Source organism: Ruegeria sp. D1(2025), assembly GCF_056536425.1.
In genome coordinates, this window is sequence record NZ_JBQFPO010000009.1 from 1 (window position 1) to 25,096 (window position 25,096).

Annotated in this window: 23 protein-coding genes and 1 tRNA gene; 17 read left to right on the forward strand and 7 right to left on the reverse strand. The window is 57.0% G+C overall.

Annotated features, from left to right (window positions below):
- A partial coding sequence (locus ACR1XU_RS17785) for a tyrosine-type recombinase/integrase (RefSeq protein ID WP_480909410.1) occupies positions 1-359 on the forward strand: 359 nt, incomplete at its 5' end.
- 71 nt (positions 360-430) lie between these two features.
- Here the strand turns inward: ACR1XU_RS17785 and ACR1XU_RS17790 are convergent.
- Positions 431-507, reverse strand: a tRNA-Pro gene (locus tag ACR1XU_RS17790).
- Between the two features lie 130 nt (positions 508-637).
- The gene (locus tag ACR1XU_RS17795) at positions 638-1,753 is read right to left on the reverse strand and encodes a THUMP domain-containing class I SAM-dependent RNA methyltransferase (RefSeq protein WP_480909408.1); all 1,116 of its coding nucleotides are present in this window, start codon (positions 1,751-1,753) and stop codon (positions 638-640) included.
- 299 nt (positions 1,754-2,052) lie between these two features.
- Here ACR1XU_RS17795 and ACR1XU_RS17800 point away from each other — a divergent pair, with 299 nt between their 5' ends.
- Genes ACR1XU_RS17800 through nqrF form a run of 6 tightly spaced genes read left to right on the forward strand, consistent with a single transcriptional unit; the run spans position 2,053 to position 7,913 of the window.
- Positions 2,053-3,396, forward strand: coding sequence for a Na(+)-translocating NADH-quinone reductase subunit A (locus ACR1XU_RS17800; RefSeq protein WP_480909405.1), 1,344 nt, complete (start codon positions 2,053-2,055; stop codon positions 3,394-3,396).
- Between the two features lie 5 nt (positions 3,397-3,401).
- A complete protein-coding gene (locus tag ACR1XU_RS17805) occupies positions 3,402-4,610 on the forward strand; it encodes an NADH:ubiquinone reductase (Na(+)-transporting) subunit B (RefSeq protein ID WP_170678860.1) in 1,209 nt (402 codons plus the stop codon).
- Entirely contained in the window at positions 4,603-5,418 is an 816-nt protein-coding gene (locus ACR1XU_RS17810) for a Na(+)-translocating NADH-quinone reductase subunit C (protein ID WP_170678859.1), read from the forward strand. The genes ACR1XU_RS17805 and ACR1XU_RS17810 overlap by 8 nt, the downstream gene beginning before the upstream one ends.
- The gene (locus ACR1XU_RS17815) at positions 5,418-6,071 is read left to right on the forward strand and encodes an NADH:ubiquinone reductase (Na(+)-transporting) subunit D (protein WP_170614094.1); all 654 of its coding nucleotides are present in this window, start codon (positions 5,418-5,420) and stop codon (positions 6,069-6,071) included. The genes ACR1XU_RS17810 and ACR1XU_RS17815 overlap by 1 nt, the downstream gene beginning before the upstream one ends.
- Positions 6,071-6,679: an NADH:ubiquinone reductase (Na(+)-transporting) subunit E gene (nqrE, locus tag ACR1XU_RS17820; RefSeq protein WP_170614093.1), complete on the forward strand. Its 609-nt coding sequence runs from the start codon at positions 6,071-6,073 to the stop codon at positions 6,677-6,679. The genes ACR1XU_RS17815 and nqrE overlap by 1 nt, the downstream gene beginning before the upstream one ends.
- Before the next feature lie 10 nt (positions 6,680-6,689).
- A complete protein-coding gene (gene nqrF, locus ACR1XU_RS17825; RefSeq protein WP_170808102.1) occupies positions 6,690-7,913 on the forward strand; it encodes an NADH:ubiquinone reductase (Na(+)-transporting) subunit F in 1,224 nt (407 codons plus the stop codon).
- 44 nt (positions 7,914-7,957) lie between these two features.
- Here the strand turns inward: nqrF and ACR1XU_RS17830 are convergent, their stop codons facing one another.
- On the reverse strand, positions 7,958-8,980 hold the full coding sequence (locus tag ACR1XU_RS17830; RefSeq protein ID WP_480909402.1) for a GDP-mannose 4,6-dehydratase: 1,023 nt from the start codon (positions 8,978-8,980) through the stop codon (positions 7,958-7,960).
- Between the two features lie 177 nt (positions 8,981-9,157).
- Between ACR1XU_RS17830 and ACR1XU_RS17835 the strand changes: the two genes are divergently transcribed.
- Complete coding sequence (locus ACR1XU_RS17835) at positions 9,158-9,916, forward strand: metallophosphoesterase family protein (protein ID WP_480909399.1); 759 nt, start codon at positions 9,158-9,160, stop codon at positions 9,914-9,916.
- Between the two features lie 61 nt (positions 9,917-9,977).
- Here the strand turns inward: ACR1XU_RS17835 and ACR1XU_RS17840 are convergent, their stop codons facing one another.
- Positions 9,978-10,502 (reverse strand): CBS domain-containing protein, encoded by a 525-nt coding sequence (locus tag ACR1XU_RS17840; protein ID WP_480813239.1) that lies wholly within the window; start codon positions 10,500-10,502, stop codon positions 9,978-9,980.
- 121 nt (positions 10,503-10,623) lie between these two features.
- Between ACR1XU_RS17840 and ACR1XU_RS17845 the strand changes: the two genes are divergently transcribed.
- From ACR1XU_RS17845 to ACR1XU_RS17875, 7 genes are all read left to right on the forward strand, one after another.
- Complete coding sequence (locus ACR1XU_RS17845) at positions 10,624-10,809, forward strand: hypothetical protein (RefSeq protein ID WP_480909397.1); 186 nt, start codon at positions 10,624-10,626, stop codon at positions 10,807-10,809.
- Between the two features lie 65 nt (positions 10,810-10,874).
- Positions 10,875-11,900: an FAD:protein FMN transferase gene (locus tag ACR1XU_RS17850; protein ID WP_480909394.1), complete on the forward strand. Its 1,026-nt coding sequence runs from the start codon at positions 10,875-10,877 to the stop codon at positions 11,898-11,900.
- A gap of 15 nt (positions 11,901-11,915) precedes the next feature.
- Positions 11,916-12,152 carry a (Na+)-NQR maturation NqrM gene (gene nqrM / locus ACR1XU_RS17855; protein ID WP_170614086.1) on the forward strand — a complete coding sequence of 79 codons (237 nt, stop codon included), beginning with the start codon at positions 11,916-11,918 and terminating at the stop codon, positions 12,150-12,152.
- 69 nt (positions 12,153-12,221) lie between these two features.
- Positions 12,222-13,892 carry a sulfatase-like hydrolase/transferase gene (locus ACR1XU_RS17860; RefSeq protein WP_480909391.1) on the forward strand — a complete coding sequence of 557 codons (1,671 nt, stop codon included), beginning with the start codon at positions 12,222-12,224 and terminating at the stop codon, positions 13,890-13,892.
- A 126-nt stretch (positions 13,893-14,018) separates the two neighbouring features.
- Complete coding sequence (gene gpmI / locus ACR1XU_RS17865) at positions 14,019-15,536, forward strand: 2,3-bisphosphoglycerate-independent phosphoglycerate mutase (protein WP_480915643.1); 1,518 nt, start codon at positions 14,019-14,021, stop codon at positions 15,534-15,536.
- Positions 15,533-16,663: a murein hydrolase activator EnvC family protein gene (locus ACR1XU_RS17870; RefSeq protein ID WP_480908331.1), complete on the forward strand. Its 1,131-nt coding sequence runs from the start codon at positions 15,533-15,535 to the stop codon at positions 16,661-16,663. The genes gpmI and ACR1XU_RS17870 overlap by 4 nt, the downstream gene beginning before the upstream one ends.
- A 6-nt stretch (positions 16,664-16,669) precedes the next feature.
- Positions 16,670-18,010 (forward strand): S41 family peptidase, encoded by a 1,341-nt coding sequence (locus ACR1XU_RS17875; protein ID WP_480908333.1) that lies wholly within the window; start codon positions 16,670-16,672, stop codon positions 18,008-18,010.
- Between the two features lie 65 nt (positions 18,011-18,075).
- Here the strand turns inward: ACR1XU_RS17875 and ACR1XU_RS17880 are convergent, their stop codons facing one another.
- From ACR1XU_RS17880 to ACR1XU_RS17890, 3 genes are all read right to left on the reverse strand, one after another.
- Positions 18,076-19,602: an MFS transporter gene (locus tag ACR1XU_RS17880; protein ID WP_480908335.1), complete on the reverse strand. Its 1,527-nt coding sequence runs from the start codon at positions 19,600-19,602 to the stop codon at positions 18,076-18,078.
- A 110-nt stretch (positions 19,603-19,712) separates the two neighbouring features.
- Positions 19,713-20,072: a hypothetical protein gene (locus ACR1XU_RS17885; protein WP_480908337.1), complete on the reverse strand. Its 360-nt coding sequence runs from the start codon at positions 20,070-20,072 to the stop codon at positions 19,713-19,715.
- A gap of 12 nt (positions 20,073-20,084) precedes the next feature.
- Positions 20,085-20,846 carry a DUF6478 family protein gene (locus tag ACR1XU_RS17890; protein ID WP_480908339.1) on the reverse strand — a complete coding sequence of 254 codons (762 nt, stop codon included), beginning with the start codon at positions 20,844-20,846 and terminating at the stop codon, positions 20,085-20,087.
- A 247-nt stretch (positions 20,847-21,093) separates the two neighbouring features.
- Between ACR1XU_RS17890 and ACR1XU_RS17895 the strand changes: the two genes are divergently transcribed.
- Positions 21,094-24,180 (forward strand): ABC transporter transmembrane domain-containing protein, encoded by a 3,087-nt coding sequence (locus tag ACR1XU_RS17895; protein WP_480908341.1) that lies wholly within the window; start codon positions 21,094-21,096, stop codon positions 24,178-24,180.
- Complete coding sequence (locus ACR1XU_RS17900; protein WP_480908343.1) at positions 24,170-25,072, forward strand: CPBP family intramembrane glutamic endopeptidase; 903 nt, start codon at positions 24,170-24,172, stop codon at positions 25,070-25,072. The genes ACR1XU_RS17895 and ACR1XU_RS17900 overlap by 11 nt, the downstream gene beginning before the upstream one ends.
- The last annotated feature ends 24 nt before the right edge of the window (positions 25,073-25,096 follow it).

Here is a 25,096-nt window from a genome sequence, read left to right on the forward strand (position 1 = left end):
TCTCATCTCCACTCCTTGGCGGTTACGATGAGCCAGAAACCCTCTCTTATCAAATCTACTTAAACTGTCCCATTGGTGCTGACGTCAGACAGTCCGACTACGTCATTGAATGGGCAGGTGGCCCGGTGAAGTCCATCAAGAAGGGCTTCAAGGCGGCCGCAGTCGATGCTGGATTGCTAGATGTCTCGCCTCACGTGCTCCGGCACACGGCCGCTGTCCACATGGCCGAGGCCGGCATAGCGATGGAGGAGATCGCCCAGTTTCTTGGCCATTCGGATTCCCGGATCACAGCGTCCGTCTATGCGCGCTACAGCCCGGAGCATCTGCGTAAAGCAGCCAGTGCTTTGGAGTTCGGCTAGAACTCAGGTTCAACGAACCTCGGATCACTGTCTTACAAACAACAAAGGCGCCCTTGGGCGCCTTGTTTTATTGGTCGGAGTGAGAGGATTCGAACCTCCGACCCCTGCCTCCCGAAGACAGTGCTCTACCAGGCTGAGCTACACTCCGACCGTGGCGGGTGATCTATACCCGGTGAACTGGATGCGCAAGGGGGATTCTAAGGTGGTCGTTCGGAAAAATACTCGAAAAAACCGGTAAAAAACTTCGTCTGAACAATTCACCTGTCGGACAGATAGCATCAGGTCAGTGGATCCGTGCGATACAGGCGAATCTTTGTTCCGCCATGGTCCACTATGGGACCCGGCGGCAACAGTGGCAGCCGGGTTGCGCGAGCCAGCGACTGGCTGCTGGTTACAATGCCGACTCTCCAGCCGGCAAATCGTGACATAAGCACTTTTCCCATGCTGCCATAAAGGGACCGCAACCGCTTTTCATCGCCGATCCTGCCGCCATATGGCGGATTGACTATGACCAATCCCGACGGTCCTTCATGTGCTTTGATGTCGCTGATTGCGCGGTGCTGAAACCGCGTAATCTGCGCGACGCCAGCGCGTGATGCGTTGGTGGATGCAGCCTCGACCGCCCCAGCGTTTCGATCAGATCCGTGGAACGTCGGAACGGAATCGTGAGGAGGAGCGGGCTGGCGCAGTTTTTCCCATTCGTCGGTGCGGAAAGTTGCAAGCTTTTCAAAGGCAAAGTGCCGCGACCGCCCCGGTGCCAGACCTAAGGCTACTTCGGCCGCTTCGATGACAAAAGTGCCTGAGCCGCACATCGGGTCCAAAACGGGCTCCGTCCCGTCAAATCCGCATTCCCGCAGGAACATGGCCGCCATGGTTTCCCGCATGGGGGCCTTTGCAATCGCTGGTTTGTGGCCGCGCTTGTGCAGCGGATCGCCTGAACTGTCGATCGAGATTGTGCAAATGTCCCTTTCGATCCGCAGCAACACACGTATGTCCGCGTCCGAGGAGATCGGAGCCCCAAGAGTTTCCGAGATCGCTCTTTCGATGCGCTGTCGGGCCGCTCCGGCATGATAAATGCGTGACTTTCGGCTGGTAGCTTCAACCCGGACGGGGAGATCGGGCAGCAGGACGTCAGCCCAGGGAAATTTGCGGGCCCGTTTGTCGAGCTGCGCCAGGTGGATGGCCGGGAAGCTGCCGATCCGCACCAGAACTTTATTGGCGCCTCGAAGGACAAGATTGGCGCGCCATACCTCGGCCCAGTTGCCCCGGCAGCTGACGCCGCCCGGCACTTTGCGCGCGTCTGCGAATCCCTGTTCCAGCGCCTCGGCGCAAAGCGGCGCTTCAAGGCCCGGAGTGGCAACCAGAAAGATGTCCAGATCGTCGGAAGTGTTCATATCGGCTGCTTACACCGGAAGAACGGGCAGGGCGATATCCTATTTTTTGGACTTGTTCCGAAAAAACACAGGTTTGTTTCGGTATTGTGACCTGAGAACTTTAATTTAGGCGGTAACAGGTTTGCGTTTGTGGTATTCCCCGCGTAAAGGGACCGGGACCGAAGTTATGCTTACGGAATTCAACCGGTTTCTGGCGCTTTTGCGACAATAATCGTATGAATATCCGCGCTATCCTGTGCCAACCTGATTAAGGTCGGTGATAGCGGGCGCAAATAAGAGGCTTGGAAGAACGTAGCAACATGCAAACTTTCAAACTTAAAAAAGGGTTGGATCTGCCGATAGCGGGAGCGCCCGAACAGAAGATTCAGCCGGGGCCCGAGTTTTCGACGGTTGCCGTTCTGGGCAGGGACTTTGTGGGGCTGAAGCCCAAGATGCTGGTTCAGGAAGGTGAAGTAGTACAGCGCGGCGCGCCGCTGTTTTGCCATAAGGATGCGCCTGATGCGATGATGGTCGCACCGCTCAGCGGTAAGGTCATTGCCATCAATCGCGGCGCCCGGCGCGTGCTCCAAAGCGTCGTGATTGAGGTTTCGGATGTCAACGACACCGGCATCGATTTCTCGGGCACGGGTAACACGGACAGCGCCGAAGGTGTTGCGGCAAAGCTTTGCGCCGCAGGTCTTTGGACCGCATTCCGAACCCGCCCGTATTCGAAGATGCCTGAACCGGGCACCAGACCCGCAGCGATTTTCGTAACCGCAATGGACAGTGATCCGCTGGCAGCGGATGCAGCACTGATCATCGCCGATGCCGGTGATGCCTTTGCCGCCGGGCTCGGCGCGATTTCACACCTGACGGACGGCAAAACCTATCTGTGCCACAAGGATGGTGACACCTTGCCCGGCACCGAATTGCCCGGGGTTGAAGCGGCGGGTTTTTCCGGACCGCACCCCGCAGGCCTGGCCGGAACGCATATCCATTTCCTCGAGCCGCTGGCAGGGGACAAGCGTGTCTGGACGATCGGCTATCAGGATGTGATCGCCATTGGCCGTCTGATGCAGACCGGCCATTTGGACCCGAATATTGTAATTGCGCTGTCAGGTCCCGGGGCACGTCAACCGCGCCTGATCCGCACGGTCATGGGCGCATCGACCGATGATCTGACCCGTGACGAGGTCAATGTTGACGGCAGCGCCCGGATCATTTCCGGGTCGATCCTGTCCGGTCAGCACGCCGAGGGTCCGACCGCCTATCTGGGCCGCTTTGCGCGTCAGATTACAATCATTCGCGAAGACGCGGACCAGATCCCGATGGGCTGGATCCGACCGATGCCCTCGAAATTCGCGGTTCAGCCTGTGTTGGGATCGGCCTTTGCCAAAAAGCTGTACGCGCTGACGTCGAACCTGAACGGCGGTCGCCGGGCCATGGTTCCTACCGGCACGTTCGAAGAGTTGATGCCGCAGGATTACCTGCCGACCCAATTGTTGCGTGCTTTGCTGGTGATGGATACTGACACCGCACAGGCGCTGGGTGCGCTGGAGCTGGACGAAGAGGACCTTGGCCTTGTCGGCTTTGCCTGTCCGGCGAAATATGAATATGGGCTGGCGCTGCGCGACTGCCTGACCAAGATTGAAAAGGAGGGCTGATCCGAATGGGTTTGCGCAACTTCTTTGACCGGATCGAGCCGAACTTTACCAAGGGCGGCAAGTACGAGAAGCTTTTCCCCATCTACGAGATGGTCGAAAGCTTCATCTACACTCCGAAAACAGTCACCTCCGTCGCCCCCCACGCGCGGTCTTACGTGGATATGAAGCGGATCATGACTTATGTCGTGATCGCGACGATCCCCTGTATCCTGTGGGGCATGTGGAATACGGGCTATCAGGCCAATTCCGCGATTGCGGCCCTTGGGCCGGACTCAGCCACGGGCTGGCGGATCGCCTTGTTGCAGATGTTTGGCATTTCACTGGACCCGTCCAGCCTTTTTGCCAACGTGATGCACGGATTGCTTTACTTCCTGCCGATCTACATCGTCACACTTGTCGCAGGTGGTATCTTCGAGGTCATCTTTGCCACAGTGCGCGGCCACGAGGTGAACGAAGGTTTTCTTGTCACTTCAATGCTTTACACGTTGATCATGCCGGCAACCACGCCCCTGTGGCAGGTGGCTTTGGGCATCATCTTCGGTGTCGTGATCGGCAAAGAGGTGTTTGGCGGCACTGGCAAGAACTTCCTCAACCCTGCGCTTGTGGGCCGTGCTTTCCTGTACTTCGCCTATCCGGCGCAGATGTCGGGCGATGCGGTGTGGACGCCGGTCGACGGCTTTTCGGGCGCAACAGCGTTGGGGGTAACAGCGGCTGAGGGCGTTCAGGCCCTTGCGGCTGAGGGCATCACCTGGTCCAGCGCGTTTTTCGGAACCATCCAGGGCAGCTTTGGCGAGACATCGACGTTGGCCTGTATCATCGGCCTTGCCTTCCTGCTGATGACCAAAATAGCCAATTATCGCCTGATCGTGGGCTGTTTGGCCGGGACGATCGCGTTTACATGGCTGTTGAACCTGATCGGTTCTGACACCAACCCGATGTTTGCGATGCCATGGTACTGGCACGTTGTGCTGGGCGGATACGCCTTTGGCCTGGCGTTCATGGTGACCGAACCCGTTTCGGCAAGCCACACCAATCTGGGCCGCTATATCTACGGTGCGCTGATCGGTGTCATGGTTGTATTGATCCGCGTAGTGAACCCCGCTTTCCCCGAAGGCATGATGCTGGCCATCCTGTTCGGTAACGTCTTTGCACCGCTGATCGATCACTTCGTCGTTCAGGCCAACATTAAACGGAGGGCGCGTCGCCATGTCTGATACGCAACCCCAAGAACCCAAGGGGGCAATTGCCCGGTTCCTGGCGGCCTCGCCGGACTCGGTTGGCAAGACGATCTTTGTTGCCGTCGCCGTTTGTCTGGTAGCTTCGATGGTCGTTTCCGCTGCAGCCGTCAGTCTGCGTCCGGCACAGGAAGCGAACAAACTGAAGGACAAGCAGGTCAACGTTCTTCAGGTGGCAGGTGTTTACGAACCCGGCATCAACGTGACCGAGGCCTTCGCTGCGTTTGAGCCGCACGTTCTGGAATTGGCCACCGGCGAATTCGTCGATGACCAGTTTGACCCAGCGACCTTTGACGACATCGCTGCTGCCAGCGATCCCGAACTGAGTGTCGCACTTGATGATGACCCAGCGGGAATTGGCCGCAAGTCCAAGTACCGAGTGATCTACCTGCTGCGGGATGATGCTGGTGAACTGGATAAGGTCATCCTGCCGCTGCACGGCTATGGCCTGTGGTCCACGCTCTATGGCTTTATCGCGCTGGAAAACAACGGCAACGATATTTTCGGCCTGCAGTTCTATCAGCACGGTGAAACTCCGGGCCTTGGCGCGGAAGTGGACAACCCGCGTTGGAAAGCGCTGTGGAATGGCAAGAAACTTCGTGATGACGCGGGCGATCTGCAAATCACCGTCGCCAAATCTCAGCCTGCCGCCGGGCCGGACTTTTATGTCGACGCGCTGGCCGGTGCCACGCTGACCTCTGTTGGCGTCGATAACCTGGTGAAATTCTGGATGGGCGATGCGGGCTACGCTCCGTTCCTGGCCAAACTGCAAGCAGGAGAGTTCTAATGTCTCAGACCAAGAAAGAGATGCTGGTCGACCCGCTTGTCGACAACAACCCGATTACCCTGCAGGTGCTGGGCATCTGTTCGGCGCTGGCGGTGACCTCTTCGCTGCAGGTATCCTTCGTGATGGCGCTGGCGGTGACGTTCGTGACCTCGTTCTCGTCCTTCTTTATCTCGTGCCTGCGCAACCAGATCCCGGGCTCGATCCGGATCATTGTTCAGATGGTGATCATCGCCTCGCTGGTGATCCTGGTGGATCAGGTTCTCAAGGCCTATGCCTTCGAGATTTCGAAAACGCTTTCGGTCTTCGTCGGTCTGATCATCACCAACTGTATCGTGATGGGCCGCGCCGAGGCGTTCGCTATGAAAAACCCGCCTGTCGCGTCCTTCATCGACGGCATGGGCAACGGAATGGGCTATGGTCTGATCCTGCTGCTGGTTGGTTTCATCCGCGAACTGTTCGGGAATGGGTCGCTGTTTGGCGTCACCATTCTGGAGACCGTCAACAATGGCGGCTGGTATGTGCCCAACGGCATGTTGCTGCTGCCGCCGTCCGCGTTCTTTATCATCGGTCTGATTATCTGGGCCTTCCGCACGTGGAAGCCGAACCAGGTCGAAGAACGTGAATACAAAATCCAGCAGGTAGAGGCGCACTGATGGAAGGGCTTATCTCTCTGGCCGTAAAGGCCATCTTTGTTGAAAACCTCGCGCTTAGTTTCTTCCTCGGCATGTGTACCTTCATCGCCGTTTCCAAGAAGATCTCGACCGCGCTGGGTTTGGGTATTTCGGTGATGGTCGTCCAGGCGATCACCGTGCCGACAAACAATCTGTTGCTCAGCTATCTGTTGAAACCGGGCGCCTTGGCCTGGGCCGGGTTCCCGGATGTGGACCTAACCTTCCTTGGGCTGATCTCGTACATCGGCGTGATTGCGGCGATGGTTCAGATCCTCGAGATGATTCTGGATAAGTACTTCCCGCCGCTTTACAACGCGCTGGGGATCTTCCTGCCGCTGATCACGGTGAACTGTGCCATCCTCGGTGGCTCGCTGTTCATGGTCGAGCGTGACTATAACTTTGCTGAGGCCGCCACCTATGGTCTGTCTTCCGGCTTTGGTTGGGCGCTGGCGATCACAGCGATGGCAGGCGTTCGTGAAAAGCTCAAATATTCGGATATTCCGGACGGTCTGCAGGGGTTGGGCATCACCTTCATCACCGCGGGACTGATGGCGATGGCCTTCATGTCCTTCTCTGGCGTGAAACTGTAAGGAGGGCGCAATGGAAACTTTTAGCCTAGGCGTAATCCTTTTCACGATGATCGTTCTGGCGCTTGTCGCCATCATTATGGCGGCACGCTCGCGGTTGGTGTCCACCGGCAACGTCAACATCACCATCAATGGCGAGAAAACCATCTCGGTTCCGGCGGGCGGCAAACTGCTGCAGACGCTTGCGGCCGAGAAATTGTTCGTTCCTTCCGCCTGTGGTGGTGGCGGAACCTGCGCGCAATGCCGTGTGCGGGTGCATTCGGGTGGTGGTTCGATCCTGCCGACTGAAGAAAGCCATATCACCAAGCGTGAAGCTGCTTGTGGTGACCGGCTGTCCTGTCAGGTCGCGGTCAAGCAGGACATGGACATCGAAGTTCCGGAAGAGGTCTTTGGCGTCAAGAAGTGGGAATGCACCGTTCGTTCGAATGACAACGTGGCCACCTTTATCAAAGCGCTGACACTGGATCTGCCGGAAGGCGAGGACGTCAATTTCCGTGCTGGCGGCTACATCCAGATCGAGGCCCCCGCGCACCAACTGGCCTATACCGATTTCGACGTGCAGGACGAGTACCGCGAAGATTGGGACAAGTTCAATCTGTGGCAGTACAAATCCGTCGTGAACGAACCGATCGAGCGCGCCTATTCGATGGCCAACTATCCGGACGAAAAAGGCATGATCATGCTGAACGTCCGGGTCGCCTCGCCGCCTCCGGGGTCCGACGGTATCCCACCGGGTCAGATGTCGTCTTACATCTTCAACCTGAAGCCGGGTGACAAGGTTACAATCTCGGGTCCGTTTGGTGAATTCTTCGCCCGCGAGACCGAGAAAGAGATGGTCTTCATCGGCGGTGGCGCCGGTATGGCGCCTATGCGCAGCCATATCTTCGATCAGCTCAAGCGCCTTGAGAATCGCAACCGCAAGATCACCTTCTGGTACGGTGCGCGTTCCAAGAAAGAGATGTTCTTTGTCGAGGATTTCGACCAATTGGCCGAGGAGTTCGACAATTTCGAATGGCATGTGGCCCTTTCGGATGCGCAGCCCGAGGACGATTGGAAAGGCTACACCGGCTTCATCCACAACGTCCTGTTCGAGGAATACCTCAAGAACCACCCGGCACCGGAAGACTGCGAGTTCTACATGTGCGGTCCGCCAATCATGAACCAGTCCGTCATCAACATGCTGCTGGATCTCGGAGTTGACCGCGAAGACATCATGCTGGACGACTTCGGCGGTTAAGAAGAAACCGGCGCAATTAGCGCCGGTTTTTTTGTCCCGCATTTTCAGTCGGCGGGAATTTTATAGTACTGCCGATACCATTCAACGAATTTGGCCAGACCGGTACGAATATCGGTCTGGGGTTTGTAACCGGTCAGGTTTTGCAACAAACTGGTGTCGGCCCAGGTCGCCGGAACATCTCCCATTTGCATCGGCATGTAGTTCCGGATCGCTTTCTTACCCAACGCGTCCTCGATAGCTTCGATGAAGTCCATCAGACGGACTTTGTCCGAGTTGCCGATGTTGACTACCCGGAAGGGCGCAACCGGTGACAGGCTGTCGCCCACGGCGATCTCGTTTTTGCTTTCTGGCCGCACAGGGGCGGCGTCTATCAGCAGGCGAATGCCCCGTACCAGATCCTCGACATAGGTGAAGTCGCGATACATGTCGCCGTTGTTGTAAATGTCGATGGGACGGTCGTTCAGAATGGCATCGGTGAACTTGAAGTAAGCCAGATCAGGGCGGCCCCACGTGCCGTAAACTGTAAAGAACCGGAACATCGTGGTCGGCAGGCCCCACAGATGGGCATAGGAATGACCCATCGATTCATTGGCCTTCTTGGTCGCGGAATAGATGGTCAGTTGCCCGTCGGCCTTGTCGGTTTCCCGGAACGGCATGTCTTCATTCGCTCCGTAGACTGAAGACGTCGAAGCCATTAGAAGGTGCTCTACCTGATGGATCCGGGCAACCTCCATCACATTGAATGTCCCGACGATGTTGGATTCAACATAGCTGCGTGGCGCTTCAAGGCTGTAGCGCACGCCGGCCTGGCCAGCCAGGTGGATGATGACCTCGGGTTTGAAGTCGTCTGCGACCTGCATCAGTCGCTCGTGGTTTTCCAGCATGTCTTCGGTGACCGAAAAGCCCGGCGTTTGCAGCAACATCTGATGGCGACGCTGTTTAAGCGCCACGTCATAATAGTCTGTCATGCCGTCATAGCCATGCACTTGGAACCCTTCGGCCAAGAGGAGTTTTGCCAGATGAAATCCGATAAACCCGGCAGTTCCCGTTACCAAAACTCGTTTCATTAAATCCCCAAAAACCTTTCAAACTACATGGCCGCCTGCGATAAGATCGTCTTTGAACCTGCCAGGCCCAGATCTAACTTTAGCTTGTCATATCAAACGCCCGGCACCGACGGTCAAGTACTGAGCGGGCGGCCCGGGATTGTCGTTGCCAACGGGTCGGGTTAGGGAACGTAGAACATGGTTACGAGCTGGATCAAAGGGTTTATTGGCCGGGCACGGCCCGATCGGGAAACATCCGTTCCCGGAATCGCTCCCGATGAACGGTTTGTCGTAATTGGCGACATTCATGGTCGGCTGGACCTGCTTCAGGCCCTGCTGATGAGGGTTGAGGACGACTGCCCTTTGATCTTTGTCGGGGACTACATTGACCGGGGTGACTACAGTGCACAGGTCCTGCGACATCTGCAGCACTTCGACACAGCAGCAAACAGGCCAGTCGTGTGCCTCATGGGCAATCATGAAGACATGCTGCTGCGATTTCTGGACGAGCCCGGACGCTATGCACATCATTGGTTCCGGAATGGCGGATTCCAGACACTGGCTTCATTCGGGATTACCGAATTTGACCTTCACCCAACAAATGAAATTGCCGAAGCGGTTGCTGGCAAGTTGAAGCAGGTCATGGGCGCGGGCCTGCTGTCATGGCTACGGGACAGACCACTAATCTGGTCAAGCGGAAACGTAACTGTCGTCCATGCCGCGCTGGATCCCGACCTAACGGTGGATGACCAGCAGCGACAGGTCTGTTTGTGGGGGCACCCGATGTTTCCAAGACGACGCAGGGCAGATGGCCAATGGGTTGTGCACGGACACACAATCATAGACCGCCCAAGGGTCAACAATGGCGTTGTCTCGGTCGATACCGGGGCATTTGCAACGAACCGCCTGACAGCAGCTGAAATTTACAGAGGCGGCGTTCGCTTTGTTTCGACCTGATCTGCGCAACTCGGGACGCGGGCCAGTGAAAATGCGGCCCGCAACCCGGAAAGTCACTTGGTCAACCGACGATCATCTGCTTCATGCGCAGCGCTTCGTATTCCAGTTCCTTGAGACGGAAGTGAACAACGTCGCCAATCGTGATGACACCGCGCAGGTGGCCATCACTCAGAACCGGCATGTGGCGGAAACGTCCATCGGTCATTGTCTTCAGAACATCGTTCAGCAGGTCTTCGGGCGAACAGGTCTTGACGTTCTTGGTCATTAGATCTTCGACCGACTGCGGCAGAGTCTGACCGGGGGTATCCGCCATGCGCCGTACGATATCGCGTTCTGACAGAATGCCTTGCAGGGTTCCGTTCTGATCGGTCACGACCACCGCGCCGATTCTTTTTTCCTTCAGCAGTTCCACTACCGAATGAATCGTATCGGCGGGACGCACCGCAAACACCGCATCACCTTTACCCTCAAGCAGCTTGGCCACGGTCGTTTGCGTATGCGACAGGTTCGAATCTGCTGACTGGCTATAGGTCGCAGAACCAGATTTGTCGCCGCGTGTGGGGGGCTGATAAGAGCTTGGGGCCATGGGCAATCTCCTCTTTTATCCGAGATGGCTGTCTTTTCACCTTACCGCAGCGAACCGACCTGTATAGGGTGCAAATGCCCTGATCCCGGAAAATTGCTGACAAACAAGGAATCCCGATCCGTTGACAGACCTTTATCTGACACCGCCGCTGGCTGCGCTGATCTTTTTCGCCGTCGTGGTGTGTGGTCACAATTTTCGAATGACATGGAAACAGCAGCAGGTGGGGTGGCAGAAACGGGCCTGGCTGTTTGGTGTACCTGCCGGGGTCGGATTGCTGGTGCTGGGTTTTCTGCCGCTGAAACTGTGATGTCGATTTGACTCTGTAATGGGGCGCTGGCATATGCCCGGCTAGGTTTTCCAGGGAGTTCCCCGATGCGCCATCTGCCTGTTCTGGCTTTAGTTCTGTTTGTTTCCGGCTGTTTGTTTGACAAGGAACCCGAAGTGGTCCGTCTGTCGGGCGAAACCATGGGAACAACATTCAACGTCACCGCCATTGGCGAAGATGTGGATGAGGAAGCCCTGGCCGCAGCCGTGCAGGAAACACTGGCCGCAGTGAACGCCAAGATGTCAAACTGGGATCCCAACTCAGAGGTTTCGACATTTTCAGCTTCGACCGACACTTCGCCCGTTCCGGTCTCGGACGAGATCGCTCTGGTTTTGACCGCCGCTGACGATGTGCATGAAAAATCCGGCGGAATCTTTGACGTGACTCTGGGCCCGCTGATCGAATTGTGGGGGTTTGGCCCGCGCAAGCCCGAGGATCCGGTGCCGTCGGATGCCGAAATTCAAACCGCTCTGATAGGTGTCGGGCAATCCCGGCTGCTGACCTTAGACCGTGACGCCGGAACGCTTGCCAAATCCGATCCGGCAGTGGGCATCAACCTGTCGGCTATCGCCAAAGGCTATGGGATCGACGCGGTGGCCGAAACCCTAAGCGAAGCGGGGATCGAGAACTACATGGTCGAGATCGGTGGCGATCTTGTAACCAAAGGCGAAAATGACAAGGGTGAGGTCTGGCGCATCGGGGTCGAAAAACCCGAACCAGGCGGGCAAAACCTTCAATTGATCGTATCACTGAACGATCTGGGCATGGCGACCTCAGGTGACTACAAGAACTTCTTCGAACAGGACGGTGTGCGATATTCCCATATCATCGATCCCACGACCGGACGACCAATCACACATCGCACCACCTCGGTCACCGTACTGGCCGAAAATGCGATGATGGCGGATGCGTGGGCGACGGCAATGCTGGCGCTGGGGCAGGAGAAGGGGCTGGAACTGGCCGAAAAGCATAAACTTGCCGTGTTCTTCATCTCTCGGGATGTGACAGGCGGCGAAGATGCCTTTATTACTGTTCACAGTACCGCGTTCAAAGACGCTTTGGGCACCAACTGACAGGCAGGACCTGAGATGAGCACATTTATTCTGGCCTTCGTATTACTGCTGATCATCATGGTCGGGATGTCGCTTGGCGTCATGCTGATGGGCAAGACGATCAAAGGCAGCTGCGGCGGCCTGAATGCAATCTCGGGCGCGGACAAATGCGTTGTGTGCAAAAAAGACGTCGACCCCAACAGCCCGCTGCGGGACCAGTTGCAGTGCAAACGCGCCAAAAAAATGCTCGAACAGATGGAACGGCAAGCCTGATTGAAGTTTGGACTTCGCTCTTGGGCAGGAAATAGCTAAGCAGGTCCCGGATCAAAGGGGGGCATTGCATTGGCCGAAGCCAAAAATATCCTGTTCATCATGTTCGATCAGCTGCGCTGGGATTACCTCAGCTGTTACGGACATCCACACCTGCATACCCCGAATATCGACAAACTGGCCGCACGCGGTGTCCGGTTTGATCGCGCCTATATTCAGTCCCCGATCTGCGGAAGTTCGCGCATGTCGACCTATACCGGGCGCTATGTGCATTCCCATGGTGCCTCATGGAACAACATTCCCCTGAAAGTTGGTGAAATCACATTGGGCGATCACCTGCGCAAAGCGGGGATGGGGTGCTGGCTGGTCGGCAAGACACATATGGCTGCCGATGCCGAAGGGATGGCGCGCCTGGGACTGGAACCCGACAGCGTCATCGGCGCTCGCGTCGCGGAATGCGGATTTGACGTCTTCGAACGCGATGACGGGTTGCGCGCTGAAGGACCGGACGGGTTCTATGATCCGGACGGGGCAAAGAAATACAATCAATATCTCCGGGACAAAGGATACGACAGCGACAATCCCTGGCATGACTTTGCCAATTCCGGCCTGGATGCCGACGGCAACGTATTGTCAGGTTGGTTCCTTAAAAACTCATCCGAGCCGGCAAATATCGCGGAAGAAGACAGTGAAACGCCATACCTGACCACCCGTGGCATTGAGTTCATGGAAAGTCATGACGGGCCGTGGTGCTGTCACCTCAGCTACATCAAGCCGCACTGGCCTTACGTAGTGCCGGAGCCTTATGCCTCGATGTATGGACCCGAACATGTGCTGCCTGTGGTCCGGTCCGAGGCCGAGCGCGAAAATGCGCATCCAGTGCTCCGGGCCTTTATGGACACGAAAGTTGGGCAGGCCTTCTCGCGTCAGGAGGTCCGCGATGCCGTGATCCCGGCCTATATGGGGCTGATCAAACAGGCGGATGACCAGATGGGACGGTTGTTCGACTGGATGGAGGAAACCGGGCGGATGGACGATACGATGATCGTGCTGACCTCGGACCATGGGGATTTTCTGGGCGATCACTGGATGGGGGAAAAGACCTTCTTCCATGACGCCTCGACAAAGATGCCCCTGATCATCTACGACCCTTCCTCTCAGGCGGACGCCACGCGAGGCACCACATGCGACGCGCTGGTCGAGGCGATTGATCTGGCACCAACCTTTCTTGAGGTGGCGGGCGGCGAAAAGGCCGGGCATATCCTGGAAGGGCATTCCCTGCTGCCCATCCTTCGCGGGCAAGCCGACAAAACGCCCCGCAGTGTCGCAGTCTGTGAATACGACTACTCCGCTTCTCCCATAGCGCAAAAGCTGAATGCGTCTGTACGCGATGCCGTGATGTTCATGGTCGCCAACGAAAAATGGAAACTTGTCCATTGCGAAGGCGGGCACAGACCGATCCTGTTCGATCTTGAAAACGATCCCGACGAACTGGTCGATCTGGGTGACAGTGCGGATCATACGGACGTCATCGCCCAGATGTATGATCACCTGTTTGCCTGGGCGCGTCGCCCGTCACAGCGCACAACCCGGTCTGAAGAGCAGTTGATCGGAATGCGCAGCCGAAGCGGGGGCACAGGGATCATGATCGGTATTTACGACGAAAACGACACTCCGCTGGAACTGACGGTCAAATACCGCAACCGCAAGGCACATCCTTACAAGGATTATCTGATGGACTGAATACGCGGGTTTCGCGCCAAAGTGACGAAGGGACCGATTAATTCTGCTTCACACACCGCAAAGACGGTTCACGCCCGGATGGGCAGCGGGTAGAAGACTGTCAAAGCAGTTTTCCGGAGAAACTTCATGGCCGCCCCCAAACCCGTTGTCCTGTGCATCCTAGATGGCTGGGGATTGTCCGAAGACACGCAGGCCAACGCACCTTATCTGGCGAAAACGCCGACTTTTGACGCGATCATGGAACGCGGTCCCCATGCGACGTTGATTACACATGGGCCGGATGTGGGTCTGCCCAGCGGGCAGATGGGAAATTCTGAGGTCGGGCACACGAACATTGGGGCCGGGCGAGTGGTTGCCATGGATCTGGGACAGATTGATCTGTCGATCGAGGATGGCAGTTTCTTTGAAAACAATGCCCTTCAGGCCTTCATCAGTAAGGTAAAGGCCTCGGGCGGGACGGCGCACTTGATGGGTATCGCTTCGGATGGCGGGGTACATGGCCATCTTGATCACATCGTTGCTGCGGCCAAGGCCGTGACAGACGCAGGTGTACCTGTCGCCCTGCACGTCATCACAGATGGACGGGACGTTGCACCAAAATCCGCATTTGGGTACTTGGCCGAACTGCAGGAGCGCCTGCCAGATGGCGCGCGGATCGTGACTGTCAGCGGGCGGTATTATGCCATGGACCGCGACAATCGCTGGGAACGCGTTGCAGAAGCCTATGAGGCGATAGTCAAGGGGCAGGGGCGCACTGCAGCCACGGCGCATGGCGCTGTGGACCATGCGTATAACCAATCCGAAACGGATGAATTCATCACACCCACGGTTCTGAGCGGCTACACAGGTGTCCACGATGGCGATGGTATTTTCTGTCTGAATTTCCGCGCCGACCGTGCGCGGGAAATACTGCGCGCCATTGGCGAGCCGGGATTCGACGATTTCGACACCGGACCGCGCCCGGCCCTGTCAGCTTTGCTGGGAATGGTTGAATACTCCGACGGGCACAACGCCTACATGACCACCGTTTTCCCGAAACGCGCCATCGTCAACACGCTTGGGGAATGGGTTGCCAAACAGGGGTTGCGGCAGTTCCGCTTGGCGGAAACCGAAAAATATCCTCATGTGACGTTCTTTCTGAACGGCGGCAAGGAAACGCCCGAGGTTGGCGAAGACCGTTTCATGCCGAAATCGCCCAAGGTGGCGACCTATGATCTTCAGCCCGAGATGTCGTCAGCCGAAGTAACGGCCAAATTCGTCGAGGCCATCGAAGCCGGGTATGATCTGATCGTCACCAATTACGCCAACCCGGATATGGTCGGGCACACAGGCGATCTGAACGCCGCGATCAAGGCCTGCGAAGCCGTTGATCAAGGTCTGGCGCAGGTGGTTGCCGCGCTGGACAAAGCAGGCGGAGCCATGATCGTGACAGCCGATCACGGGAATTGCGAAGTCATGGTCGACCCTGAAACCGGTGGACCACATACCGCTCATACATTGAACCGGGTGCCTGTAGCGCTGGTCGGTGGACCCGCAGGTGCCAAAATGCGCAATGGCCGGCTGTCGGACCTGGCACCAACGCTTCTAGCGCTGATGGGACTGGATCAACCCCCGGAAATGACCGGCCAGAGCCTTCTGTCATGACTTTACGGGCCGCGCTTCTTTCGGTCTTGCTGGCCTCGCCTGTTTGCGCCCAAACGGACCCGTCGGCAGCCGCGCTGGACGCAGCGCAGATGCTGGAAGAGGCCTCGATTGCGCTGGCCGAAGCCGACAGCGCCCGGGATCGGGTGCGCGCCCTGACCGAAACGGTGCAGGCTTATGAAGCCGGGCTAAGCGCCATGCGCGACGGCTTGCGCAAAGCCGCCACCCGAGAGGTGCAGCTGACAGAAGAACTGCGTGCGCGGGAAAAAGAAATCGCGCAGTTGCTGGGCGTGTTGCAAACCATCGAAACAACGACGCCGCCCGTACTGATCCTGCATCCGTCCGGTCCTTTGGGGGCCGCGCGTACCGGCATGATGCTGGCCGAAGTCACGCCCGGCCTGAATGCACGTGCGCAGGCGCTTGCTCAGGACCTGAACGAGGTCCGGACACTTCGCCAACTGCAGCAAAACGCCGCAGAAACCCTGACCAAGGGTCTGACCGGAGTGCAGAATGCGCGCACCAAACTAAGCGAGGCCATTGCCGATCGAACGGACCTGCCGCGCCGGTTTGTGGAAGACCCCATCAGCACGGCGATCCTGATCTCCTCGACGGAAACACTGGATGGGTTTGCCAGCGGTCTGGCCGAAATATCAGAAGGCGGTATTGCCGAAACCGACGCCGATATTTCGAACAGAAAAGGAAACCTTGCTTTGCCCGTTCAGGGTGTTCTGCTGCACAGTTCAGGGGAAACGGACGCCGCCGGGGTGAAACGACCCGGTATCGTGCTGGGCACCCGCCCGCGCGCGCTGGTCACGACACCCACCGCAGCGACGATCCGGTATCGCGGGCCGCTGCTGGACCTTGGCAACCTGATGATCCTGGAACCCCAGCCCGGATTGCTTTTTGTCTTTTCCGGGTTGCAAGAGGTCTTCGGTACACCCGGAGAAGTGATCACCGAAGGAACGCCGGTGGGGCTAATGCCTGGTGAAACGCCGGAAATCGGCGCTATTTTGTCAACTACAAGTGATGGCACTGGAACTGACCGGTCAGAAACGCTCTATATAGAGGTAAGACAGGATAATAGCCCGGTGGACCCGGAATCGTGGTTCCGGACCAACAAGGATGGATAAACAAACATGAAGAGATTTGTGATGGCCGGTCTGGCCGGAACTGTGGCAGGCATTATCGCAACCACTCAGATTGCCGGACCTTTGCTGGCGCAAGAGGCCGAAAGCAAGGCCAGCGTGTATGAGCAATTGGATCTGTTCGGGGACATTTTCGAACGTATCCGCGCCCAATATGTCGAAGAAGTCGAGCCGGAAGAGCTGATCGAGGCAGCCATTGACGGAATGCTGACCTCACTGGATCCGCATTCCAGCTACCTGTCGCCTGACGACGCCGAACAGATGCGCGTGCAGACACGCGGTGAATTCGGCGGGTTGGGGATTGAGGTCACACAAGAAGAAGGCTTCGTCAAAGTCGTCTCACCCATCGATGATACCCCCGCGGACGAGGCGGGAATCGAAGCCGGCGACTTCATCACCCACGTTGATGGTGAAAGCATTCTGGGCCTGACGCTGGACAAGGCGGTGGATCTGATGCGCGGGCCGGTCGGTTCGGAGATCGTGATCACGGTGGTGCGCGAAGGCGAGCAGGAACCGTTTGACGTCACCATTATCCGCGACACCATCAAGTTGACCGCCGTACGTGCACGGACCGAAGGCACCAGCGTCGTTCTGCGTGTGACCACATTCAATGATCAGACCTACCCCAATCTGGAAGCCGGTTTGAAAGAGCAGATCGAAGAAGCCGGCGGGATCGATAAGGTCAATGGCGTAGTGCTGGATTTGCGGAACAATCCGGGCGGCTTGCTGACACAGGCGATCAAGGTGTCGGACGCCTTTTTGAATGAAGGCGAAATCGTTTCGACCCGCGGCCGCGATCCGGGCGAAGGCGAAAGGTTCAATGCAACGGCAGGAGATCTGACCGAAGGTAAGCCGATTGTGGTTCTGATCAACGGCGGGTCAGCCTCGGCCTCGGAAATTGTAGCGGGGGCGCTTCAGGATCATCGCCGTGCGATTGTTGTTGGCACCAAGAGCTTTGGCAAAGGCTCGGTCCAGACGGTCATGCCATTGCGCGGCGACGGTGCAATGCGTTTGACCACATCACGCTATTATACGCCTTCGGGCCGCTCGATTCAGGCGCTTGGCGTCAGCCCCGACATCATCGTCGAGCAACCGCGCCCAGCCCCAGAACCCGAAGAGGAAGAGGGCAATGCACGCACCCGGTCCGAGGCCGACCTGCGTGGCAGCCTGAACAACGACAGCCTGAGCGAGGATGAAATTCGCCAGATCGAAGAAGACCGGGCCCGTGCCGAAGCGACTGCCGAGTTGCGGGAAAAGGACTATCAGTTGGCCTATGCCATCGATATCCTGAAAGGCCTGTCGGCCTTCAACCCCAACGGGCCTTCGCAGTAACAAATAAATAGGGCCGCCGGTTTCGGCGGCCCTCGTTACCGGAACGGATCTTTCTTCGGCTGCGATCAGCTTTCTATTTTGTGCAGCTTGCTTTCATCCAGCATCAGCGCAAGTACGATCCCGACGGACACGGAAATCGCTGCAAAGACAAATGCCATGTTCATGCCGGTATCGAATGCTCCGGCTATCGCGGTTTTGACCGTCGCAACTTCACTTTCACCGAGCTTCTGCATGACTGCCTGCGCGGATTTGGTGGTCAGCGTTCCGCCATTGATTGCCTGAAGTTCAGCATCAGACAGTGTGACACCGGCCGCTGTCAGTTTGTCGCGCAGGCTGGCAAGGCTTGTGACATACATGATTGCCGTGGCGCAGGCGACGGCAATGGCCCCGTAGACCAGGTGGGTCATGAAGCTAAGCCCGCCAACAAGACCCGCCCGTTCGGGCTTTACAGCGCAGACTGCCGCCGTTCCCGACGGCCCGACAGTCAGCGTCGCCCCCAATCCGATGAACGCCATGCCTGGCAGAATTTGGAAATAGCCAAGGCCCTGCGGCAAGACGACAACAGTTACTGCGCCAATTGTCGCGATCATGTAGCCCCAGAACATCAGCCTTTTTGGACCGAAATCGTTGTAAAGCGTTCCTGAAACAATGGATCCGACCGCCAATAGAACAGTCAGCGGTGCCAGCCCAAGCGCCGATTGAAAAACGGTCCAGCCCAGTACTTTCTGCATGTATTGCGGGAAATACAGCAAACCCACAAAGGCCGCAGACACATTGAACATGTTCAGGCCCAGCGTGATCAGAAATTCTCGGTTCTGCATCAACTGAGGCAGCAGCAAAGGTTCCTTTACGCGTTTTTCGACACGTGGGAACAACAGAAACAGGACTGCGCTGACAAAGAACAGAAGAAGCAGCGGAACCGAAGTCCAGCCCCAATCCGCACCGACATCCAGGGCGTACAGCAGCAGCAAGACCGCGAAGGACAGGATGCCCATCCCGGCAAAATCGATGTGTTCGCCTTGTTTGTGTTTGGTCTCACGTTCCATCAAAAACAGGGCTGTCGCCATCGAAATGCAGGAAAACACGACGTTGGCCAGAAAGAACAATCGCCAGTCACCAAGGTTGACGGCAAAGCCGCTGATCATCGGACCGAAGACATTGCCGCTGGTTACACCCGCAAGGATCAGCCCCATAACCAGAGCCCGATGCTCGGGCTTTGACACTTTGGTGGCGCCGAAGGCCAGTGTGCAGGGCCAGATACATCCGGCTCCGATGCCTTGCAGGGCCCGTGCTCCGATCAGGTAGTCCAGACCGGGGGCGACAAAGCATAGGATGGAAGAAAACAGGAAGATCGAAAGACCGATGATCATGATCTTTCGGTGCCCGTACATGTCGCCGAGCCGCCCGCCGGCGACCATGGTCATGGCGAAAAACAGGGCGTAGATGTTGAGCACCCACTGGGTGCTTGTAATGTCGGCATCAAAGCTGTTTTCGATGGCCGGGATCAGCATCAAAGCGCCGGTAAAATCAATTCCGATCCCAAATGCGGTCACCATAAGGGCGATGACCTTGATGATACTACTGCGGTCCATTGAGAAACCCAGGTTGCTCCGGATGTCCCGATAATGCATCAAGCCGGTCAAAAAAGATAGGAAAACAGCAGTTTAACGGTTCAGCCGGTACGACAGGCTGAACGCCCGGCCTATTCCGCGTTGCCGCAGATCCGCCGGAATGCGCGTTTCAGCATGTCCAGTTCGGCGCGCAAAAGCTCCACCTCAGCCCTCAGGTTATCCGCAGCGGGAGTGCCCGCGATCACCGTGATGTCGCCCAGCTTGTTCGTCGTTGCGGTGTCGACGATCACAAAACAGTGCACCCCTTCGGAAAGGGCGGAAATAGGCAACTGAATACTCAGATCCCAACCGCCATCCGCGCGTGAAACGCTGAACTGTTCCAGCGGTTCACCGAGATAGCGCACTTCGATCTTGGGTTCTGTTTCGGCTTGCAGATGGCCTTGCCAAAGCCCGTCTTCGAACCGTGTGCATGTGAGGGAGGGAAGGGTCATGCGGCAAGCACCTTACAAGTCAGCTCGGAAATGGCGGCAGAACGTCAAATCGCGCAAAACGATCCGATTCATCCCAGGATCGTCAAAGATCAGATCCAGCCAGATCTTTTCAACACGTTTCTCGTTCAAAGACAGATGCGCAAGGTCAAAGTCCATTGCGTTCGAGGTTCGGCTTTCGTCAAGTTTGCGCAACACCTGTTCCGTATTTGGGCCGTGCTGAATGTTGAGACGTGCGAATATGTCTCCGTTCCGCTCGCATTCGACCAACGTGTCGACACGCATCAGGTGTTGGCGCGTCAGGTCTTGCGCTGCGTCCGGTGGGAGCTCGACCGACAGGGACAGGAAAGAACCGGTGAACCCGAACACCTCGATCGCAAGGCTGAATGGGGCGAGGTCCTTGTCACGGCGATTGCGTATTTGGCGCATTCCGATTTCTGACTGCTCGCAATCATGAAACAGGGTTACCTGCCGGTCCATCGGCGCTTTTCGCGGGGCCGAGGCGACGCCGTGCCTGGACAGCGGCTCGCGCCACAAATCCGGACGCCAGGACCAGTCCGTGCCAAGCGGTTTGGGAAACTGCACCGAACCAATCAGTGGCCGGGCCAGCCGCCCGTCGGCCTGTTGGATCAACAGGTCAAGATGTGTCCGCAATTTGCGCGCCTCATCCCGTTGCCTGCGCAGCAATGGCTCAGGCGTTTCGGTCGCAGCCTTTGCGGCTTGGCGCCAATGCCCCAGAGACTTGCGATGCATATAGCGATCCAGAAAACTGCCCATGATCCTATCGTCCAAAGTTGTACCTGTTTAGTCAAAGACCAAGTGGCGGTTAAACCCGAATTACAGCATTTCAGCGCTTAATTTTCCGGAAATGTGATCTGCGGCGGGCTGGACAGAACCGCACCTTTCTGCCAAAGCCGCGCCCGTTCTTGCAATAGACCGGGGCAGTGCTTACCGTCTGATACCGGATCGCAGTGGAACATCCGTCAAACAGCGCACATCCGAATTTCTCAGGACAAGGGCGGTCATGGAACCCACTCTGTTTTCGTTTATCTGGAAATATTCAAAGAAACAGCAGCTTGTATTGTTGCTGCTGACCGTATTGTCGTTTCCCTTTCTCTATGCCTCGCTCGAGTTACCCAAACAGATCATAAACGATGCAATTGGGGCGCCCACCGACACGGTGACGATCTGGGGCCATACCGTGACGCAGATCCAATACCTTTGGATCCTGTGCTTTGCATTTCTGGCAACGGTGATTGCCAGCGGGTTGATGAAGATGCGCATCAACACGATGAAGGGCGTGCTGGCCGAGCGTATGCTGCGCCGCCTTCGCTTTTCTCTGATCCAGCGAACGATGCGGTTCCCGAAGTCCTATTTCGCCACCACCAGCCAGGGCGAATTGGTTTCGATGATCACCTCCGAGGCCGAACCGATGGGCGGGCTGATGGGCGACGCGATTGCCCAACCGGTGTTTCAATTCGGGCAGATGATGACAATCGTCACATTTCTGTTCATGCAAAGCGTCTGGTTCGGATTGGCCAGTGTCGCGCTCATCCCATTGCAGGCCTGGCTGATCCCGAAACTGCAACGCCAGATCAACCTGCTGAACAAGGACAGAATTCAACAGGTTCGACATCTAAGCTCGGAAATCGGTGAGAGTGCGGCGGGCATCAGTGATCTGCGCACCAATGGCGGCTGGCGTTATCGGCTGGCGCAGTTCAGCCATCGGCTGGGCATCTTGTTCGAGATCCGCTTCAAGATCTACAACAAGAAATTTTTCATGAAGTTTATCAACAACCTGATCACGCAGATGACGCCGTTTCTGTTCTACTCTGTCGGCGGTTATCTTGCGATCACGGGAGAGGTGACAGTGGGCGCACTGGTCGCCGCACTTGGGGCCTACAAGGATCTGAGTGGCCCTTGGAAGGATTTGCTGACCTACTACAATCAGGTGCAAGACATGTCGCTGCGTTGGGAAATCGTGATAGAGCGTTTTGCCCCAGCCAACATGATCCCCGAGAGCCTGTTTTCCGGAGAACCCGAAACCATCCCGCACCTGACCGGTGACATCGAGTTGCGAAACGTGACGGTCCGCGATGATGACGGCAAGACCATTCTTGAAGATATCGATCTGACAATCCCAAAGGGTGCCCGGGTGGCGATACAGTCGCCACAAGCGGCCGAGCGTGGTGCGCTGGCTCAACTGCTGACAAGAGAGCTGCTGCCGGTACAAGGCGACGTGATTATGGCGGGTCACAATCTCAATTCGCTGCATCAAACAGTGATTGCTGCCCGAATTGGGTATGCCTATTCACGCCCCTACCTGTTCGATGGAACACTGGGGGACAATCTGCTGATGCCCCTGCGGATCCGCCCGCAACATCAGTCGGACGCGATAAAGGCCCCTTCGCGTCGTCAGATCGAGGCCGTGCGGGCCGGGAACCCCCCCGATTCCCTGTCGGATGAATGGGTCGACCCCAGCCTGGCCGGGCTGGATAGTGCTGACGACATTCGCGACTGGTGGTTTCAGCTTGTTGAGGCGATGGGGATCGACGAGTTCATGTTCCGCCGTACTTTGCGATCCCGGTTCGACCCGGAACAGCATCCGGCTTTGGCAAAAGACGTTGTTGATCTGCGCGGGATCGTCGCCGAGCGTCTGCGCGAGCGCGGCTTGGACCGATATGTCTTCAGATTTGACCCGGAACAGTTCAACCCCGCCGTTCCCTTGGGCGGCAACCTGCTGTTCGCGTCTCCGTCGCAGGATATCTCTCCGGAAACTCTTGCCGAAGATGATCGATTCCAGGCAATGCTCAGCGCGAACGCCCTGGACGATGACGCCATGAGCATTTCCAGTGCCGTGCTGGAAACGCTGACTCAGGCATTTGGCCGGGATGGCACGGATCATCCTCTGTTTTTGCGCCTTGGCCTGTCCCGCGACATGTTCCACAGCCTGCTGGACATCGAAGACCGTCGCAAAGCCAAGGGTGATGCCGCGATCAGTCAGAAGGAAAAAGCCCTGCTGATGACCGTGCCCTTCCTTCTTACGGCCGAGCAGATTGGTCCGAATTTTCCGGACGAGTACAAGAACAGAATTTTGACGATTCGAAAGACGCAGGCAGAAAGAATCCGGGAATCGATGCAGGGGATGTTCCTGCCAGTGTCGCCGGATCTCTACATTCCGCGTCTGACCGTGATCGAGAATGCGCTTTACGGACGCATTTCGATCATGGCCGGGGCCAAAAAAGACGAGATCGAAGATGTAGTTGCCGAAGTTATGAACGAAGCCGGGCTGCGCCGCCGCGCCGCCGCGATCATTTACGATCTGCCGTCCGGACTGGGGGGAAACAACCTGCCGACCGTTTTTCAGGAGCGTGCCGCGTTTTCGCGGGCGGGCATCAAACGCCCCGACATTCTGGTGCTGGACAAGGTGCTGGCCAGCCACGATTCGGAAAGCCGACTGCGCACCCGCCTGAAACTGCGTGAGCTGCTGCCTGATTCAATCATGATCTTCATGGAAGATCATTTTGCCCATCCCGAAGCGTATGACCTGTTCGTCGAAATCAAGGACGGTCGTATTGACGGTGTTTCAAGAACACAAACAGAAGCGGAAGAAGGCGCTACGGCGGACCTGAGCCGGAAGCTCAAGATCATCTCCTCGACCGAGTTGTTCTCCAAGTTGGATGGCAGAAACCAACGTTTGCTGGCGTTTTCCGCACAATGGTACGAGGCCGCAGCCGGGCAGACCATCTTTGCCCGCGGCGAGGCACCTGACGCGGCCTACCTGTGTATTTCCGGTCAGGCCAATTTGGAATGGAACGACAGCAAGGGTCTCAAGCGGGTAATCTCGGTCATCGAGCCGGGACGATTGATCGGAGATCTTTCGATTATCACCAAGGACGCCAGACAATTCGATCTGGTTGCAACACAGGATTGTACCTTTCTCAGGATCGGCGCCGGAGAGCTGCGCGCCGTCGTGGAAAGCGACGTTAATGTCGCCGTACAACTTCTTGAAACCGTTGCCGGTTACCTGATGACAGTGTCCGATCGTGTTGCCGCCGCGCAAACCCCAGAGGACATATTCACCGATACCGGCAGTACCAGTGGAACCTAAAATCACGACACATACGGCATACGCAGCCCATGAGATGCTTGTCCGCGACGCACGTGACAGACCGGAACTGTGGCGACTTACGGCCGGGTTGGCGATTGTTGGTGGTGTTGCAGTTTTCCTGAACCTCACCCTGTCTTCTGTGATTTTCAGTCTTGGCACCGCGCGGTGGGTTTCCGGCTTTCAGGCAGGGGCAACACCGTCCGCATTGTTGATACTGTTGTCTAGCTTCGGGTTCATTACTGTGGGGGTCAAACTGGCCGCCGGGGCGATGCAAAACCGCACGTTGCAAACCATCCTGGGTCCCCGCCGTCTGGGCGTTCGCCAGTTCTGGCGCGTACTTCTGGCATTGGTGCTGCTGGCCGCGTTGATCTTCATCCTGCCGCCTTACAATCTGGGTGCACCGTTCAAACCCAATTTGGCTGTCGAAACGTGGCTGCTGCTGTTGCCGCTGTCTCTGACTGCGGTTTTGATACAAACCAGCGCCGAGGAAATCCTGTTTCGCGGCTACATTCAGCAATCACTGGCTGCGCGGTTTCGGTCACGCCTTATTTGGATGGGTCTGCCTGCCTTGTTGTTTGCGGCCGGTCACTACGCGCCGGCCACATCCGGAGAGAACGCCCTTCTGATCGCAATCTGGGCCGGCGCTTTTGGCCTGATCAATGCCGATCTCACCGCGCGGTCGGGTACCCTTGGTCCTGCTATTGCGCTGCACTTTTTCAACAACGTTGTGGCGTTGCTGTTTTTCTCGATACCTGACAACCTCAGCGGTCTTGCCTTGTTCCTTCTGCCCTATGACATGTCCCAGACAGACGCGATACGACACTGGCTGTATGTGGATTTCGTGATGATGATTGTTTGCTGGCTAACCGCACGGCTTGCGCTGAGGCGCTGATTGCATTTCCTGACGTAGCGCCTT